13 protein-coding genes are annotated in these 17,620 nt (G+C 56.3%); 7 read left to right on the top strand and 6 right to left on the bottom strand.

Annotation, left to right across the window (positions count from 1 at the left end):
- Window positions 1–39: 39 nt before the first annotated feature.
- Entirely contained in the window at window positions 40–2,673 is a 2,634-nt protein-coding gene (gene gyrA, locus ABLV17_RS00610; protein ID WP_045391405.1) for a DNA topoisomerase (ATP-hydrolyzing) subunit A, read from the bottom strand.
- Window positions 2,674–2,819: 146 nt separating this feature from the next.
- Between gyrA and ubiG the strand changes: the two genes are divergently transcribed.
- From ubiG to yfaE, 4 genes are all read left to right on the top strand, one after another.
- The gene (ubiG, locus tag ABLV17_RS00605; RefSeq protein ID WP_045391407.1) at window positions 2,820–3,548 is read left to right on the top strand and encodes a bifunctional 2-polyprenyl-6-hydroxyphenol methylase/3-demethylubiquinol 3-O-methyltransferase UbiG; all 729 of its coding nucleotides are present in this window, start codon (window positions 2,820–2,822) and stop codon (window positions 3,546–3,548) included.
- Between the two features lie 346 nt (window positions 3,549–3,894).
- Window positions 3,895–6,180: a class 1a ribonucleoside-diphosphate reductase subunit alpha gene (nrdA, locus tag ABLV17_RS00600; protein ID WP_015365619.1), complete on the top strand. Its 2,286-nt coding sequence runs from the start codon at window positions 3,895–3,897 to the stop codon at window positions 6,178–6,180.
- Between the two features lie 100 nt (window positions 6,181–6,280).
- Entirely contained in the window at window positions 6,281–7,411 is a 1,131-nt protein-coding gene (nrdB, locus tag ABLV17_RS00595) for a class Ia ribonucleoside-diphosphate reductase subunit beta (RefSeq protein WP_015365618.1), read from the top strand.
- A complete protein-coding gene (gene yfaE, locus ABLV17_RS00590; protein WP_015365617.1) occupies window positions 7,411–7,665 on the top strand; it encodes a class I ribonucleotide reductase maintenance protein YfaE in 255 nt (84 codons plus the stop codon). The genes nrdB and yfaE overlap by 1 nt, the downstream gene beginning before the upstream one ends.
- 95 nt (window positions 7,666–7,760) lie before the next feature.
- Here yfaE and glpQ read toward each other — a convergent pair whose 3' ends face one another.
- Entirely contained in the window at window positions 7,761–8,828 is a 1,068-nt protein-coding gene (gene glpQ / locus ABLV17_RS00585) for a glycerophosphodiester phosphodiesterase (protein WP_308958261.1), read from the bottom strand.
- Between the two features lie 9 nt (window positions 8,829–8,837).
- Window positions 8,838–10,184 carry a glycerol-3-phosphate transporter gene (gene glpT, locus ABLV17_RS00580; RefSeq protein WP_308958262.1) on the bottom strand — a complete coding sequence of 449 codons (1,347 nt, stop codon included), beginning with the start codon at window positions 10,182–10,184 and terminating at the stop codon, window positions 8,838–8,840.
- Window positions 10,185–10,454: 270 nt separating this feature from the next.
- Between glpT and glpA the strand changes: the two genes are divergently transcribed.
- Genes glpA through glpC form a run of 3 tightly spaced genes read left to right on the top strand, consistent with a single transcriptional unit; the run spans window position 10,455 to window position 14,510 of the window.
- Window positions 10,455–12,077 carry an anaerobic glycerol-3-phosphate dehydrogenase subunit A gene (gene glpA / locus ABLV17_RS00575; protein ID WP_308958263.1) on the top strand — a complete coding sequence of 541 codons (1,623 nt, stop codon included), beginning with the start codon at window positions 10,455–10,457 and terminating at the stop codon, window positions 12,075–12,077.
- The gene (gene glpB / locus ABLV17_RS00570; RefSeq protein WP_308958264.1) at window positions 12,067–13,326 is read left to right on the top strand and encodes a glycerol-3-phosphate dehydrogenase subunit GlpB; all 1,260 of its coding nucleotides are present in this window, start codon (window positions 12,067–12,069) and stop codon (window positions 13,324–13,326) included. The genes glpA and glpB overlap by 11 nt, the downstream gene beginning before the upstream one ends.
- Entirely contained in the window at window positions 13,323–14,510 is a 1,188-nt protein-coding gene (glpC, locus tag ABLV17_RS00565; protein ID WP_271031722.1) for an anaerobic glycerol-3-phosphate dehydrogenase subunit GlpC, read from the top strand. Before glpB ends, glpC begins: the two co-directional genes overlap by 4 nt.
- A gap of 1 nt (window position 14,511) precedes the next feature.
- Here the strand turns inward: glpC and ABLV17_RS00560 are convergent, their stop codons facing one another.
- The 3 genes from ABLV17_RS00560 to ABLV17_RS00550 form a co-directional block, all read right to left on the bottom strand.
- Window positions 14,512–15,711, bottom strand: coding sequence for a nicotinamide mononucleotide deamidase-related protein YfaY (locus tag ABLV17_RS00560; RefSeq protein WP_308958265.1), 1,200 nt, complete (start codon window positions 15,709–15,711; stop codon window positions 14,512–14,514).
- 94 nt (window positions 15,712–15,805) lie between these two features.
- Window positions 15,806–16,348, bottom strand: coding sequence for a YfaZ family outer membrane protein (locus tag ABLV17_RS00555; protein WP_087860120.1), 543 nt, complete (start codon window positions 16,346–16,348; stop codon window positions 15,806–15,808).
- 283 nt (window positions 16,349–16,631) lie between these two features.
- Entirely contained in the window at window positions 16,632–17,561 is a 930-nt protein-coding gene (locus ABLV17_RS00550; RefSeq protein WP_045391428.1) for an Rpn family recombination-promoting nuclease/putative transposase, read from the bottom strand.
- Between the last annotated feature and the right edge of the window lie 59 nt (window positions 17,562–17,620).

The raw sequence follows: 17,620 nt of genomic DNA, 5'->3' as shown, positions 1-17,620 counted from the left end.
GATAATACCCGGCCCTTTCAGAACATTTACCTGCGACGATTACTCTTCGTCTTCGGCGATGTCGTCGTCAGCATCGTTTTCCGGCGCGATATCATCATCGCCTTCCGCTACGCTGCCGTCGATGGCATCCAGTTCTTCGTCGTCAACCGGTTCAGCCACGCGCTGCAGGCCAACAACATTTTCATCTTCCGCGGTACGGATCAGAATCACGCCCTGAGTATTACGACCCACGATGCTCACTTCAGAAACGCGAGTACGCACCAGGGTGCCCGCATCGGTGATCATCATGATCTGGTCGCAATCATCGACCTGCACGGCGCCGACCACGGAACCGTTACGTTCGGTGACCTTAATAGAGATAACGCCCTGCGTCGCACGTGACTTGGTCGGATACTCTGCTGCCGCAGTACGCTTGCCGTAACCGTTTTGCGTCACGGTCAGGATAGCGCCTTCGCCGCGAGGAATAATCAGCGACACCACGCTATCTTCGCCCGCCAGCTTGATGCCGCGTACGCCGGTTGCGGTACGACCCATCGCGCGAACGGCGTCTTCTTTAAAGCGTACCACTTTACCGGCGGCGGAGAACAGCATCACTTCGTCCTGACCAGAAGTCAGATCGACGCCGATCAGTTCGTCCCCTTCGTTCAGATTGACGGCGATGATACCGGCAGAACGCGGACGGCTGAACTCGGTCAATGCCGTTTTCTTCACGGTACCGCTGGCGGTCGCCATAAAGACGTTAACGCCCTCTTCGTACTCGCGAACCGGCAGGATTGCGGTGATACGCTCGTCAGCTTCCAGCGGCAGCAGGTTGACGATTGGTCGACCACGCGCGCCGCGGCTGGCTTCCGGCAACTGATACACTTTCATCCAGTACAGACGACCACGGCTGGAGAAGCAGAGGATCGTGTCATGGGTGTTGGCCACCAGCAGACGGTCGATAAAGTCTTCTTCTTTAATACGCGCTGCCGATTTACCTTTACCGCCACGACGCTGCGCTTCGTAGTCGGTTAACGGCTGATATTTCACATAGCCCTGGTGCGACAGGGTCACGACAACATCTTCCTGGTTAATCAGGTCTTCGATATTGATATCAGCGCTGTTGGCGGTGATTTCGGTACGACGCGCATCGCCAAACTGTTCTTTAACCAGCTCCAGCTCTTCGCGAATAACTTCCATCAGACGATCGGCGCTGCCCAGGATGTGCAGCAGCTCGGCGATCTGATCCAGCAGCTCTTTGTACTCGTCGAGCAGTTTTTCATGCTCCAGACCGGTCAGTTTCTGCAGACGCAGATCCAGAATCGCCTGGGCCTGCTGTTCGGTCAGATAGTACTGGCCGTCACGCACGCCGAACTCCGGCTCCAGCCATTCCGGACGTGCGGCGTTATCGCCGGCGCGCTCCAGCATCGCGGAGACATTGCCCAGATCCCATGAACGCGCGATTAAACCCGCTTTTGCTTCCGCCGGCGTCGGCGCGCGGCGAATCAGTTCAATGATCGGATCGATGTTAGCCAGCGCAATCGCCAGCGCTTCAAGGATATGCGCACGGTCGCGCGCTTTACGCAGTTCGAAAATAGTACGACGAGTGACAACTTCGCGGCGGTGACGAACAAACGCCGCAATGATGTCTTTCAGGTTCATGATCTTCGGCTGACCGTGGTGCAGCGCAACCATGTTGATACCGAAAGAAACCTGCAGTTGGGTCTGGGAGTAGAGGTTGTTAAGAACCACTTCACCCACCGCGTCGCGTTTCACTTCGATAACGATACGCATACCGTCTTTGTCAGACTCGTCGCGCAGCGCGCTGATGCCTTCAACGCGTTTTTCTTTCACCAGCTCGGCGATTTTCTCAATCAGGCGCGCTTTGTTCACCTGATACGGAATTTCGTGCACGATGATGGTTTCACGACCGGTTTTCGCGTCAGCTTCGACTTCCGCGCGCGCGCGAATGTAAACTTTACCGCGACCGGTACGATAGGCCTCTTCAATACCGCGACGGCCGTTAATGATAGCGGCGGTCGGGAAGTCCGGGCCCGGAATGTGTTCCATCAGCCCTTCAATGCTGATGTCTTCGTTATCAACGTACGCCAGGCAGCCGTTGATCACTTCCGTCAGGTTATGCGGCGGAATGTTGGTCGCCATACCTACGGCGATACCGGAAGAACCGTTCACCAGCAGGTTAGGGATTTTTGTCGGCATGACGTCAGGGATTTTCTCCGTGCCGTCATAGTTGTCGACGAAATCAACCGTCTCTTTTTCGAGATCGGCCATCAGCTCATGAGCGATCTTCGACATACGGATTTCCGTATAACGCATCGCCGCGGCGGAGTCGCCATCGACAGAACCAAAGTTACCCTGGCCATCGACCAGCATATAACGCAAGGAGAACGGCTGCGCCATACGTACGATGGTGTCATAAACGGCGGTATCACCATGCGGGTGGTATTTACCGATTACGTCGCCAACGACACGGGCTGATTTTTTATAGGCTTTGTTCCAGTCATTGCCCAATACGTTCATGGCGTATAGTACGCGACGGTGTACCGGCTTCAGGCCATCTCGGACATCCGGCAGCGCACGGCCAACAATGACCGACATCGCATAATCCAGATACGAGCTTTTCAGCTCTTCCTCAATGTTGACCGGTGTAATTTCTCTCGCAAGGTCGCTCATCTAACCGCTATCCCTCTACTGTGTCCCGGATTCAAAGGTCGCAAATTATAACACAGCCGTCGTAATAGAGGTAAAGCAATACGGTTTATTCGTGGCAGTCTGCTGATATACTCGCAGGTCAGAACAGAAAAGGAGTAAAAGCGCCCATGAATGCCGAAAAACCGTCGGTGGCACCCAACGTTGATCACAATGAAATCGCCAAATTTGAAGCCGTCGCCTCGCGCTGGTGGGATTTAGAAGGCGAGTTCAAACCGCTGCATCGCATCAACCCGTTGCGCCTAGGCTATATTGCCGAACGCTCCGGCGGCCTGTTCGGCAAAAAAGTGCTTGATGTCGGCTGCGGGGGCGGCATCCTCGCCGAAAGCATGGCGCGCGAAGGTGCGACGGTCACCGGTCTGGATATGGGCTTCGAGCCGCTGCAGGTCGCAAAACTACACGCGCTGGAGAGCGGCGTTCAGGTGGAGTATGTGCAGGAGACCGTCGAAGAGCACGCGGCGAAGCACGCCCAACAGTACGACGTCGTCACCTGTATGGAGATGCTCGAGCACGTCCCTGACCCACAGTCGGTGGTGCACGCCTGCGCGCGGCTGGTGAAGCCCGGCGGGCAGGTCTTCTTCTCGACCATTAACCGCAACGGCAAAGCCTGGCTGATGGCCGTGGTCGGCGCGGAATACGTGATGAAAATGGTGCCAAAAGGTACGCATGACGTGAAGAAGTTTATCAAGCCGGCGGAGCTCATCGGCTGGATCGATCAGACTTCTCTGAAAGAGCAGCACATCACCGGCCTGCATTACAATCCGCTCACCAATACCTTCAAGCTGGCGCCGGGCGTTGATGTTAACTATATGTTGCATACAACGGCGAAAAAAGCATAACGTCATACGTTTTTATGATGATGATTGCGCGGCATCAAGCTGCGCAATTTTCCCTTCCGACGAAGAAATCAGCACTCGATCAAATTTTGATTTTTTTTTCTGTTTTATTGACTTCTTCTCCAGGCCTTATACGGCGTGGACTTAGCGATTATTACGCCTGCGCAACCTCAAATTAACGTCAAAATCAACCCTTGTACTCAAAAGAATCCTTACTAAAATAACTCACCATATAGCGTTCTTTTTATCGACAACCCCCTACATATAGTATTTATCCACAGAGTTAGTCACAACGACTTGCTGTGGATAAATGGGGGGATATTTTTTCTCACGGACAGGTAAAAACCACATGAATCAGAGTCTGCTGGTGACAAAGCGCGACGGTAGCACCGAGCGTATCAATCTCGACAAAATCCATCGCGTACTAGATTGGGCGGCAGAAGGACTGAATAACGTTTCGATTTCTCAGGTAGAACTGCGTTCACATATTCAGTTCTATGACGGCATCAAAACCGCCGACATCCACGAGACTATTATTAAGGCCGCAGCGGACCTGATCTCCCGCGATGCGCCGGACTACCAGTACCTCGCCGCGCGACTGGCGATTTTCCACCTGCGCAAGAAAGCGTTTGGCCAGTTTGAACCACCAGCGCTGTACACCCATGTGGTAAACATGGTCGAAAAAGGTAAATACGATCATCATCTGCTGGAAGACTACACGGAAGAAGAGTTCCAGCAGATGGACGGTTTTATCGACCACTGGCGCGATATGAACTTCTCCTATGCCGCCGTTAAGCAGCTGGAAGGTAAATACCTGGTGCAGAACCGCGTCAGCGGCGAAATCTATGAAAGCGCCCAGTTCCTCTATATTCTGGTCGCGGCTTGCCTGTTCTCTAACTATCCGCGTGAGACCCGTCTGGACTACATCAAGCGTTTCTATGACGCGGTGTCCACCTTTAAAATTTCGCTGCCGACGCCGATCATGTCCGGCGTGCGTACCCCAACTCGTCAGTTCAGCTCCTGCGTGCTGATTGAGTGCGGCGATAGCCTGGATTCGATCAACGCTACCTCCAGCGCGATTGTGAAATACGTTTCCCAACGCGCCGGTATCGGTATCAACGCCGGCCGCATTCGTGCGCTGGGTAGCCCGATCCGCGGCGGCGAAGCCTTCCACACCGGCTGCATCCCGTTCTATAAGCACTTCCAGACCGCGGTGAAATCCTGCTCGCAGGGCGGCGTTCGCGGCGGCGCGGCCACCCTCTTCTATCCGATGTGGCATCTGGAAGTCGAAAGCCTGCTGGTGTTGAAAAACAACCGCGGCACCGACGCCAACCGCGTTCGCCACATGGACTACGGCGTGCAGATCAACAAGCTGATGTACACCCGCCTGCTGAAAGGCGAGGATATCACCCTGTTCAGCCCATCCGACGTTCCTGGCCTGTACGATGCGTTCTTCGCCGATCAGGATGAGTTCGAACGTCTGTACACTAAATACGAAAAAGACGACAGCATCCGCAAACAGCGTATTAAAGCCGTTGAGCTGTTCTCGCTGATGATGCAGGAACGCGCGTCTACCGGCCGTATCTATATCCAGAACGTTGACCACTGCAACACCCACAGCCCGTTCGACCCGGTTGTCGCGCCGGTGCGCCAGTCTAACCTGTGCCTGGAAATCGCCTTGCCGACCAAACCGCTGGACGATGTGAACGACGAAAATGGCGAAATCGCGCTGTGCACGCTGTCGGCATTCAACCTTGGCGCCATCGATAGCCTCGACGAGCTGGAAGACCTGGCGGTACTGGCGGTGCGCGCGCTGGATGCCCTGCTGGATTATCAGGATTACCCAATCCCGGCGGCCAAACGCGGCGCGATGGGTCGCCGTACGCTGGGCATCGGCGTTATCAACTTCGCTTACTATCTGGCGAAACATGGCAAGCGCTACTCCGACGGCAGCGCCAACAATCTGACGCACAAAACGTTCGAAGCCATTCAGTACTATCTGCTGAAGGCCTCCAACGAACTGGCTATCGAACAAGGCGCCTGCCCGTGGTTCAATGAAACTACCTACGCGCAGGGTATTCTGCCGATCGATACCTACAAGAAAGACCTGGATGCGATCGTGAGCGAATCTCTGCATTTCGACTGGGAGCAGCTGCGTGAATCCATCAAAACCCACGGTCTGCGTAACTCCACGCTCTCCGCGTTGATGCCGTCTGAGACCTCTTCGCAGATCTCCAACGCCACCAACGGCATCGAACCGCCGCGCGGCCACGTGAGCATCAAAGCGTCGAAAGACGGGATCCTGCGCCAGGTCGTTCCGGATTACGAAAATCTGCAGAACGCCTACGAACTGCTGTGGGAAATGCCGAATAACGACGGTTATCTGCAGCTGGTCGGCATCATGCAGAAGTTCATCGATCAGTCGATTTCCGCCAACACCAACTACGACCCGACGCGTTTCCCGTCCGGAAAAGTGCCGATGCAACAGTTGCTGAAAGACCTGCTTAACGCCTATAAATTCGGCGTGAAAACGCTGTACTATCACAACACCCGTGATGGCGCGGAAGACGCCCAGGATGACCTGGCGCCGTCAATTCAGGACGACGGCTGCGAAAGCGGCGCATGTAAGATCTAAGGTATTTTTGCCGGGTGGCGCGATGCTTACCCGGCCTACGGTTTTGTAGGCCCGGCAAACGCAGTGTTGCCGGGCGATACAATCTCAACAGGACCCACTCATGGCATACACCACTTTTTCACAGACGAAAAACAATCAACTGCTTGAGCCGATGTTTTTTGGCCAGCCGGTTAACGTGGCCCGCTACGATCAGCAAAAATATGACATCTTTGAAAAACTGATTGAAAAGCAGCTCTCCTTCTTCTGGCGCCCGGAAGAAGTCGACGTTTCGCGCGATCGCATCGACTATCAGGCGCTGCCGGAACATGAAAAGCATATTTTTATCAGCAACCTGAAATATCAGACGCTGCTCGACTCCATCCAGGGCCGTAGCCCGAACGTCGCGCTGCTGCCGCTGATTTCCATCCCGGAACTGGAAACCTGGGTGGAAACCTGGGCCTTTTCAGAGACGATCCACTCGCGTTCCTACACCCACATTATCCGCAACATCGTCAACGACCCGGCGACGGTGTTCGACGATATCGTGACCAATGAGCAGATCCAGAAACGCGCGGAAGGCATCTCTCACTATTACGATTCTTTGATCGAAATGACCAGCTACTGGCATCTGCTGGGCGAAGGCACTCACACCGTCAACGGCAAAACCGTGACCGTGAATCTGCGCGAGCTGAAAAAGAAACTGTATCTATGCCTGATGAGCGTCAACGCGCTGGAAGCGATCCGCTTCTACGTTAGCTTCGCCTGCTCCTTCGCCTTTGCCGAACGCAAGCTGATGGAAGGTAACGCCAAAATTATTCGCCTGATCGCCCGAGATGAAGCGCTGCACCTGACCGGCACTCAGCATATGCTGAACCTGCTGCGCTCCGGCAGCGACGATCCGGAAATGGCGGAAATCGCCGAAGAGTGCAAACAAGAGTGCTATGACCTGTTTGTACTGGCGGCGCAGCAGGAAAAAGAGTGGGCGGACTATCTTTTCCGCGACGGCTCGATGATCGGCCTGAACAAAGATATTCTCTGCCAGTACGTAGAGTACATCACCAATATCCGCATGCAGGCGGTGGGCCTCGATCTACCGTTCCAGACCCGCTCCAACCCGATCCCATGGATCAACACCTGGCTGGTTTCCGACAACGTTCAGGTCGCGCCGCAGGAAGTGGAAGTCAGCTCTTATCTCGTCGGCCAGATCGATTCTGAAGTCGATGCCGACGATCTGAGCAACTTCCAGCTGTAATGAAGCGGATTTTCTTGAGGATTTCTGACACTCGCCTTGAGTGTCAGGATGAACATCCTTCCCTGTTGGCCGCTCTTGAATCGCATAACATCGACGTGGAGTATCAGTGCCGCGAAGGCTATTGCGGTTCCTGCCGCACGCGTCTGGTGTCAGGCCAGGTTGACTGGTTGACAGAACCGCTGGCGTTTATCCAGCCGGGAGAAATTTTGCCCTGCTGCTGCCGGGCGAAAGGCGATATTGAGATCGAGATGTAAGTGTTGTCGATGTGTGCGGCCTGATGCCCTCACCTCGGCCCTCTCCCACAGGGAGAGGGTGAAAACATAAAAAAGGGCCTTACGGCCCTTTTGTTTTATTTCGCGTCCAGGAACTGCACTGCTTTATCCGGGAAATCGGTAAACAAGCCGTCGACGCCCGCCTGGTTATACAGCACGTCATAGAGCTGGTTAACGTTAGTGGCGTACTCCGGCAACTGATCCGCGCGCACGGTGTACGGATGCACCTGCAGATGGCTGGCGTGCGCCTCTTTTACCATCGCCGTCAGCTTCACCGCGCCCGGCTTCGAGCCTTCCGCTACCAGCATATGGTAATCCGGGCCGATACCGTCGGCGTACTGCGCAATCTGCGTCATCGCCCCCGGCTTGAACATCCAGTCATAGCTGTAGTTCACCCATTTACCATCGGCCTGTTTCTGCTGCGTTTCATTCCAGTCGGTATAGGCGATGAGCTGCACCAGATTGAGATCCATACCCATCTTCGGCTCCAGCTCATTCTTAATGCGTTTGAGCTCGTTGGCGTCAAAACACTGCAGATAAACCTTATCCTGCTTGCTGGTGTAGCCATATTCCTTCAGCACCTTCAGCGTGCTGGCGGCAATATCTTTGCCTTCCTGATGGTGGAACCACGGCGCTTTGATTTCCGGGTAGATACCGATATTTTTCCCCGTCGAATGATTCAGCCCCTGCACAAACTCAATCTCTTCTTCAAAGGTATGAATGCGGAAATCGGATTTACCCATCGGGAAACGCCCGGGATAGGTCTGCACGTTCTTACCATCTTTCGGCTCAAAACCTTCGGTGAACTTCAGCGACTTAATCTCGGCCAGGGTAAAGTCGATAGCGTAAAAACGGCCATCTTTACGCGCCCGCTGCGGGAAACGCTGCGCAACATCAGTCACCCGATCGAGATAGTGGTCATGCAACACCACCAGCCGGTCGTCTTTGGTCATGACCAGGTCTTGCTCAAGGTAATCCGCCCCCTGAGCGTAAGCCATCGCTTTCGCCGGCAGGGTATGTTCCGGCAGATACCCGCTGGCGCCGCGGTGGGCGATGACAATTTTCTCCGCCGCGACGGCGCTGAAGCACAGCGCCGAACTGGCCAAAATCATTCCGCTCATTAGCGCGATAAGTTTCATTTTCATCGCCGCTCCTTAGGCTTGTTTCAGTTGTTGATGATGACGACGCTCACCAAGCATGACGATAATCAGCAGCAGAACCGCCAGTACGCTACCGCCAATCATGACCATGAAGCCGCCGTCCCAGCCGAAGAAATCGACGGTATAGCCAACAATGGCGCTCGCGGCTACGGAACCGCCGAGATAACCGAACAGACCGGTGAAGCCCGCGGCGGTGCCGGCAGCTTTTTTCGGCGCCAGTTCCAGCGCATGCAGACCGATCAGCATCACCGGGCCGTAAATCAGGAAGCCAATGACGATCATACAGGCCATATCGACGCCCGGATTACCCGGCGGGTTCAGCCAGTAAACGACGGTGGCAATCGTCACCAGGGTCATAAAGAACACGCCGGTCGCGCCGCGGTTGCCTTTAAATACTTTGTCCGACATCCAGCCGCACAACAGGGTGCCCGGAATGCCCGCATACTCATACAGGAAGTAGGCCCAGGAGGATTTATCCAGCGCGAAGTGTTTGACCTCTTTCAGGTAGGTCGGCGACCAGTCCAGAATGCCGTAGCGCAGCAGATAAACGAAGACGTTAGCGACCGCGATGTACCACAGCAGTTTGTTCGGCAGAATGTACTGCATAAAGATCTGCTTCGCCGTCAGCTCTTCTTCGTGCTTTTCGCTATAGTCATCCGGATAGTCGTTTTTATACTCTTCAATCGGCGGTAGACCGCAGGACTGCGGGGTATCGCGCATCATCGCGAAGGCAAAAATCGCCAGTAGGATCGCGCCGAAAGCCGGCATATACAGCGCCGCGTGCCAGTCGTTAAACCACGCCATCCCCAGCAGGAACAGCAGCGGCGGAATACCGCCGCCGACGTTATGCGCGCAGTTCCACACTGAGACAATCCCGCCGCGCTCTTTCTGCGACCACCAGTGCACCATGGTACGACCACACGGCGGCCACCCCATCCCCTGGAACCATCCGCAAAGAAACAGCAATACGAACATGATCATGATGCTGGAAGTCGCCCACGGCACGAAGCCCATCACCAGCATCACCAGCGCCGCCAGAATTAACCCTGCAGGAAGGAAAATGCGCGGATTCGAGCGGTCGGAGACCGATCCCATGATGAATTTCGAAAATCCGTAGGCGATGGAGATACCCGAAAGCGCGAAACCGAGGTCGCCACGAGAGAACCCCTGCTCAATAAGATAAGGCATCGCCAGCGCAAAGTTCTTACGAACCAGATAGTAAGCGGCATAACCGAAGAAGATGCCAATAAAGATCTGCCAACGTAATCGACGATATAAAGGGTCGATTTCCGCCGCCGGCAAACGCGCTTTATGCGCTGCGGGTTTAAAAATACTTAACATATCAGCCTCCGTGGCCATTGCTGTTTCACTGACATCGACGCAAAAAATCTAATTTATTCACGCACTTCTAATTAGGTCGCGATGGTAGGCAAAGCGTAGAACTAATACTGTGAAATATCGCACATTTTGTTACAGATATATGACAAAACTTTCCAATGTGAGCACAAAATCACAGCAAACGCTCGAATTGCGCGCAAATATGCTCGAAATCAAACATTCCACACTATTGGTATGGCTAAATGGTGTAAAACGAAAGTAGAGGACCGGAAGATGGCCGAGACGCAAGAATTTGATGCGCTGATTATTGGCGGCGGCGCCACCGGCGCGGGAATCGCCCGCGACTGCGCCCTGCGCGGGTTACGTGTGGCGTTGATTGAGCGGCACGATATCGCCACCGGCGCCACCGGCCGCAACCATGGTCTGTTGCACAGCGGCGCGCGCTATGCCGTTACCGATAGCGAATCCGCACGCGAATGTATCAGCGAGAATCGCATTTTACGTCGCATCGCCCGCCACTGCATTGAACCCACCAACGGGCTGTTTATCACCCTGCCTGAAGATGACATGGCCTGGCAGCAAACCTTCATCAACGCCTGTCAGCAGGCCGGTATCGATGCTAAACCGCTTACCCCCGCTGAAGCATTACGTCTGGAGCCTGCGGTGAACCCTACGTTGCTTGGCGCCGTACAGGTACCGGATGGCACCGTCGACCCGTTCCGTCTGACGGCCGCCAATATGCTCGACGCCCGCGAACACGGCGCGCAGATCCTCACCGGCTGCGAGGTTACCGGCCTGCTACGTCAGGGCGATCGTGTGTACGGCGTACAGATCTACGATCATCAACGTCGCGAAGCGCGCAGCATGCGCGCACAGGTGGTGGTCAACGCCGCCGGGATTTGGGGCCAACGCATCGCGGAATACGCCGATCTGCGCATCTCCATGTTCCCGGCAAAAGGCTCGCTGCTGATCCTCGACCATCGTATTAATAATCAGGTGATTAACCGCTGCCGCAAGCCGGCGGATGCCGATATTCTGGTGCCCGGCGATACCATCTCGCTGATTGGCACCACCTCGACGCATATTCCTTATGACGAAATTGACGATAACCGGGTGACGACGGAAGAGGTCGATACGCTGCTGCGCGAAGGGGAAAAACTGGCGCCGATCATGGGGCGCACCCGGGTGCTACGCGCTTACTCCGGCGTCCGTCCGCTGGTCGCCAGCGATGACGACCCCAGTGGGCGCAGCGTCAGCCGCGGTATTGTGCTGCTCGACCACGCCGCGCGCGACGGTATGGAAGGCTTTATCACCATCACCGGCGGTAAGTTGATGACCTACCGTCTGATGGCGGAATGGGCCAGCGACGCCGTCTGCCGCAAACTCGGCAATACTGAGCCGTGCCGCACCGCGGAGCGTCCGCTGCCGGGCTCGCAGGAAGCCACAGAAACCACGCTGAAAAAGATTATCTCGCTACCGACGCCGCTGCGCGGGTCGGCGGTCTATCGCCACGGCGACCGCACCCCGGCATGGCTCGGCGACAGCCGCCAGCACCGCAGCCTGGTCTGTGAATGTGAAGCGGTCACCGCCGGGGAAGTGCAGTACGCGGTAGAGAATCTGGCGGTGAAGAATCTGCTCGACCTGCGCCGTCGTACCCGAGTCGGTATGGGCACCTGCCAGGGGGAACTGTGCGCCTGCCGCGCCGCCGGGCTGCTACAGCGCTTCAACGTCGCCACACCGGCGCAGTCGTTAACTCAGCTGTCGGAATTTCTCAATGAACGCTGGAAAGGCGTTCAGCCCATCGCCTGGGGTGACGCGCTGCGCGAAAGTGAATTTACCCGCTGGGTCTACCTCGGCTTATGCGGACTGCAAAAGGAACATCAGGATGAAATTTGATTGCGCCATCGTCGGCGGCGGGCTGGCCGGGCTACTGTGCGGACTGGCGCTGAATCAGTACGGCCTACGCTGCGTGATAATCAGCCGCGGGCAAAGCGCGCTGCACTTTTCCTCTGCTTCATTAGACCTGCTCTCGGCGCTGCCGAACGGCGATACCGTCACTGATATCGCACAAGGTCTTCAGCAACTGGCCGTTCAGCTTCCTGAACACCCCTACTCCCGTCTCGGTGCCGACGCGGTGTTCGAATACGCCAGGCAGGCCGAAGCGCTGCTGGCCGCCTGCGGCGCGAACATGCAAGGCGAAGCGCGCCGACCGCATCTGCGGGTGACGCCGCTGGGAACGTTGCGCCCGGCGTGGCTGTCGCCCGAAGAGGTTCCGCTGGCGCCCATCGCGCAGCAGCGCGTATGCATGGTGGGGATTAGCGGTTTTGCCGATTTTCAACCGCACCTGGCCGCCGCCGCCCTCGGACAGAGCGGAGTGGACGCCTCCGCGGCGGAGATTGATTTACCGCTGCTTGATGTGCTGCGCGATAACCCTACGGAGTTCCGTGCCGCCAACATCGCCCGCGTGCTTGATGATGAAAACCTGTGGCCTGCCCTGCAGTCCGCGCTGCTGCCGCTAGCGCAAGAGTACGAACTGCTGATAATGCCCGCCTGTTTTGGGCTCGCGGATAATCGCCTCTGGCATTGGCTACAGGAACATCTGCCCTGCTCGCTGCGCCTGCTGCCGACGCTGCCGCCTTCGGTGCCGGGGATGCGCCTGCATAGCCAGCTTCAGCGTCAGTTCATCCGCACCGGTGGTACCTGGCTTGCCGGTGACGAAGTGGTGAAAATCAGCCATCAGCAGGGCGCCGTCGAGGCCGTCTGGACGCGAAATCACGGCGATGTCGCGCTGCGCCCGCGCTTTACCGTGCTGGCGAGCGGTAGCTTTTTCAGTAACGGACTCGTCGCCACCCGTGATAGCGTGCGCGAACCGATCCTCGGCCTCGATCTGCAGCAAACGCTGGCGCGCGATAGCTGGTATCAGCGTGATTTCTTCGCGTCACAACCGTGGCAACGCTTTGGTTTGAAGACGGACCCCATGCTACGCCCACACCTGCTCGGCCAGCCGCTGAGTAATCTTTTCGCTATCGGCTCGCTGCTCGGCGGTTTCGATGCCATTCAACTCGGCTGCGGCGGCGGCGTTTGCGCCGTCACCGCGCTGCATGCCGCCAGACAGATCCACGCCCTTGCAGGAGGCCGGCCATGAACGATACTCGCTTTGAAAGCTGCATAAAATGCACGGTTTGTACCACCGCCTGCCCGGTGAGCCGGGTAAATCCGCGCTATCCCGGCCCGAAACAGGCGGGGCCGGACGGCGAACGTCTGCGTCTGAAAGATGGCGCGCTGTACGATGACGCGCTGAAATATTGTATTAATTGCAAACGCTGCGAGGTGGCCTGTCCGTCTGATGTGAAAATCGGCGATATCATTCAACGCGCGCGTGCGCAGTACAGCCAACAAAAACCGACTCTGCGCGATGCCATCCTCAGCCATACCGATCTGATGGGCACCCTTTCCACGCCTTTCGCGCCGCTGGTCAACGCCACTACGGGGTTAAAACCGGTGCGCCGCCTGCTCGACACCGCGCTGAAAATCGACCATCGCCGCACGCTGCCGAAATATGGCTTCGGCACCTTCCGCCGCGCTTATCGCCAGCTCGCCGCCAAACAGGCGCAGTACAGCGAGCAGGTGGCTTTCTTCCATGGCTGCTACGTCAACTATAACCACCCGCAATTGGGTAAGGATCTGATTCGCGTCGTCAACGCGCTGGGTACCGGCGTGCAGCTCCTATCGAAAGAAAAATGCTGCGGCGTCCCGCTTATCGCCAACGGCTTTTTTGACAAAGCGCGCAAGCAAGCGCACAGCAACGTCGCCGCCATGCGCGAAAACAGCTTGCCGATCATCGCCACCTCTTCAACCTGTACTTTTACCCTGCGCGATGAATATCCCCATCTCCTGGATATCGATAACAGCGATCTGCGGGATCGGGTGGAGTTAGCGACCCGCTGGATTTGGAAACAGCTCGATGCCGGCAAAACCCTTCCATTGCGCCCGCTGCCGCTGAAGGTGGTCTATCACACCCCATGTCATATGGAAAAAATGGGCTGGTCGCTATACACCCTTGAGCTTTTACGCCAAATCCCGGGCCTACAGCTGGAAGTACTGGATTCGCAGTGCTGCGGTATCGCCGGCACCTTCGGCTTTAAGTCGGAAAACTATTCTTCGGCGCAGGCGATTGGCGCGCCATTATTTCGCCAGATTGAGGAGAGCGGCGCGGACTTAGTGATTACCGATTGCGAAACCTGCAAATGGCAGATTGAGATGTCCACCAGCAAGCGCTGCGAACATCCCATTACTCTGCTGGCGCAGGCGCTGGGCGCGCCTGCCTGAATCAGTCGATAAACAGCGTCTCGACGACGTTGATCCAACCATGCTCGCCGCTGACCGGCTTACCGTTGAGCCAGCGGCGCAGCATATTCAGCGCCATCATGGCGCACACTTCTTGTCGCACCGCCAGCCCATGACGATTCACGCTGAACTTAACCCGCAGCGCGTGCGTACCTTCCGGCGTCGCCAGCACAAAGTTCAGGTAATCGGCCTCCTGACCGCTGACCGACAACGCCAGCCCGGCAAAATGGTTAACGCGCCGCTCGGCGGCCCAGCGCGCCGATTGCGCTAACGTCTCCTCCTGCGCCGGCACCACTTCGCTGGCGAGAAGCGGCGCGTTCGCCCGCCTCAGCTGCAGCGCCAGCAGACCGCTGGTGAACTGTTCGCTCAAGGTCAGGCTAAGCTGACGCTCCTGCAGGCAGCGCGCGATCTGCGCCGGTAACCCTTCCGTGCCCTCGAAGATAAGGCTCTCTCCGGCTACCTTACGCACTTCTGGCCACAGCGCCAGCATGGCATCGCGCTGCTCGGCAGGACCGGTTAGTTTTAGCTCGATAATCGGCATTGACGAGCGATAGCCCATCACCACACCAGGGGGGAGCTGCAGGTGATTGAGGCTTTGCGCCAACTCGCTTTCCGAACGTCCGAAGGTGGTTAAACGCAGACAGACAGGCGGCGACGGAAGCGTGAAGCGCGCACGTAAGCGCGGTACGATCTCCTGCTCGACCATAACTTTGAATTCAGACGGTACGCCGGGGGTGAAAAACATCAGGCAGCGGTTGAACTGTACGGCAAACCCGCAGGCGGTGCCCACCGGATTATTGATCATTTCGGCGCTGGCGGGGATTTCCGCCTGCTTGCGATTGCTTTCCGCCATCGGCCGACCGCGCTCGGCAAAGAATCGCGTCATCGTCTCCAGCCATTCAGCGTTGAGGACCAACCCTTCGCCTTTCGCCGTCGCCGCCGCCAGCGCGCTAAGATCGTCGCTGGTCGGCCCCAGGCCGCCATTCACGATCAGCACATCCGCCTGTTCGCTGCGTTCGCGCAGAATAGCCACCAGCGCGTCGAGGTCATCGCCGACGGTATTGCGGCGCGTTAACGGTAAACCCTGATTAAAAAAGTAATCCGCCAGCCAGGCGGCATTGGTATCGACAATCTGCCCATGCAGCACTTCATCGCCGGTGGACAGCATTTCCACTTGTAGCATTATGAACTCCAGCCTGATAAGTCGAATTACTATAGCGCAAAGGCGCGGGCTGGCGACGAAGAAATTTGGCGCGGCGGATGGCCGCGCCGGAGGATTAGAAGCTGGCGCTGGCGCCGATGTACGGACCGTCGGCGATGGTGTTATCACGGTTGCCGTCTTTGCCCGCCAGGTTCAGGTAGCGATAACCTGCCTGGATGCTAAGCGGACGCATGATGGTCCAGCTGGCGCCGACGTTCGCTTCTTCATAGCTCTCGATGCCGCTGGAGAGGGAATCAGGCGAGTAGTAATAGTCGCCGTACAGACGGAAGCTATCGCCAATTTTCCACTGCAGGCCGCCGCCGACCGCGGCCGCGTAACCTTCATCGCCCTGCTTCGGATTGGTGTAGATGCCTTTGCCGCCCACGGTCGCCAGGAATGGTCCCAGCGGAATATTCAGACCCAGACCTAAACCCGCGGCGTCGCCGTCGTTATCGCTATGCAACCAGTTGCCGGAAATAGCAAGGCCGGTGGATTCGGTACCGAAGCCAACGCCGAGGTTGGTATAGTGCTCGCCGGCTTCGCCAGTAACGCTAATAGCATGGGCCGCCGAGGAAACCATCATTACCCCGGCCAGGGCCATAAAAATGCTCTTTTTCATTATTTACTCTATCCAGAAAAGAAGAATCAAAGAAGTCCCGAAAAAACCAGAAAATTCTACTGCGCACCCGTCAGGAATCAATGACCTGGCGAAATGATTTTTCACAAGAGTGTAACCAGTTGCGTCTTTTTACATCAATACCGACGCGCAGTTGCGAAAGAATGCAAATTCTGCCGAATTTAAATTCATCAGAATTATATTGAATTGAGTTGTATTGATTAAATAAATCTATATTAACCTGCGCGATCGCCATCACGCAGGCCGTTTGAAGGAAGCAGAGAAATTAATGTGCGAGCAGAGCCAGACGCTCCGGCGCAAGCCCCGTCAGCTTCGCCACCAGCGCCAGATCAAGCCCGTTTTCCAGCATCGCCTGGGCAATACGTTGCGCAGCCAATTGTTCTCCCTGTTCAAGACCTTGCTGCAGGCCCTGCTCAAGGCCCTGCTGATGGCCGCGTTGTTCCAGAAACTGGGCAATATTCATTAGCGTCTCCTTATGCGGCCGTCTGGGGACATTTTGCGCAAGATTACGTAAAAAGGCGACCGGATCGGCGGCATTTCCTGCCTGCAATAAATAGTGAAGCAGCGTCCTGAGCTGCCTGCGGCTAGTGTATCCCAGCGCCAAAAGGCTGGCTAGTTGCTCCTGCAGTTCCATCATATCGCGTTGCCGGATATGCTTTTGCAGCAACTCAAGCATCGCGACCCGTCGGTGCTGCATTATTGTATCGTCAGGAAGCACCGTGATATCGATTAAGTGAAAATCCTGATTGTATACCTGCCGCGCGGTTTGCGGATGAGCAAATCCTTCCAGCCAGCACATGGGATACGGCCAGGGCGAGACTTGCCCATGATAAAAAAGCAGCGGGATCACCAATGGCAGTTGCGTATGTCCTTTATCCAGATGCCGCTGCATCGCTGCTATCGCATAACGCATCAGGCGAAATGCCATATGACGGTCCACAGAGCTTTGATGTTCGATAAGCAGATAGATATATCCGTCTCCCGCTTGGGTTTGCAGCGAGTAAAGAATATCGGAATGGCTGGCGCGCAGGTCTTCATCGATAAAACTTCCGGACTCCAACTGCAGCGTTTGCAGATTGCATAATTCTCGCAAATGTTCAGGAAGGTGAATGTCCAGAAAATCCCGCGCCGTCGCCCGATGCGACAGCAGGTGTTTAAACACGGCGTCATGTGGGGAATGGGTGGTCCTTTCCATGGTGGCTCTCCATAAGATAATTTCGCTTAACTTAGCACTCTGTAGAGCCAGCGCCGTAT

This window comes from Klebsiella sp. CN_Kp091 (genome assembly GCF_040065095.1).
In the GTDB taxonomy this organism is placed as follows: domain Bacteria; phylum Pseudomonadota; class Gammaproteobacteria; order Enterobacterales; family Enterobacteriaceae; genus Klebsiella; species Klebsiella aerogenes.
The sequence above is the reverse complement of the archived record's forward strand: the minus strand, read 5'-3'. Positions and strand labels throughout refer to the sequence as shown.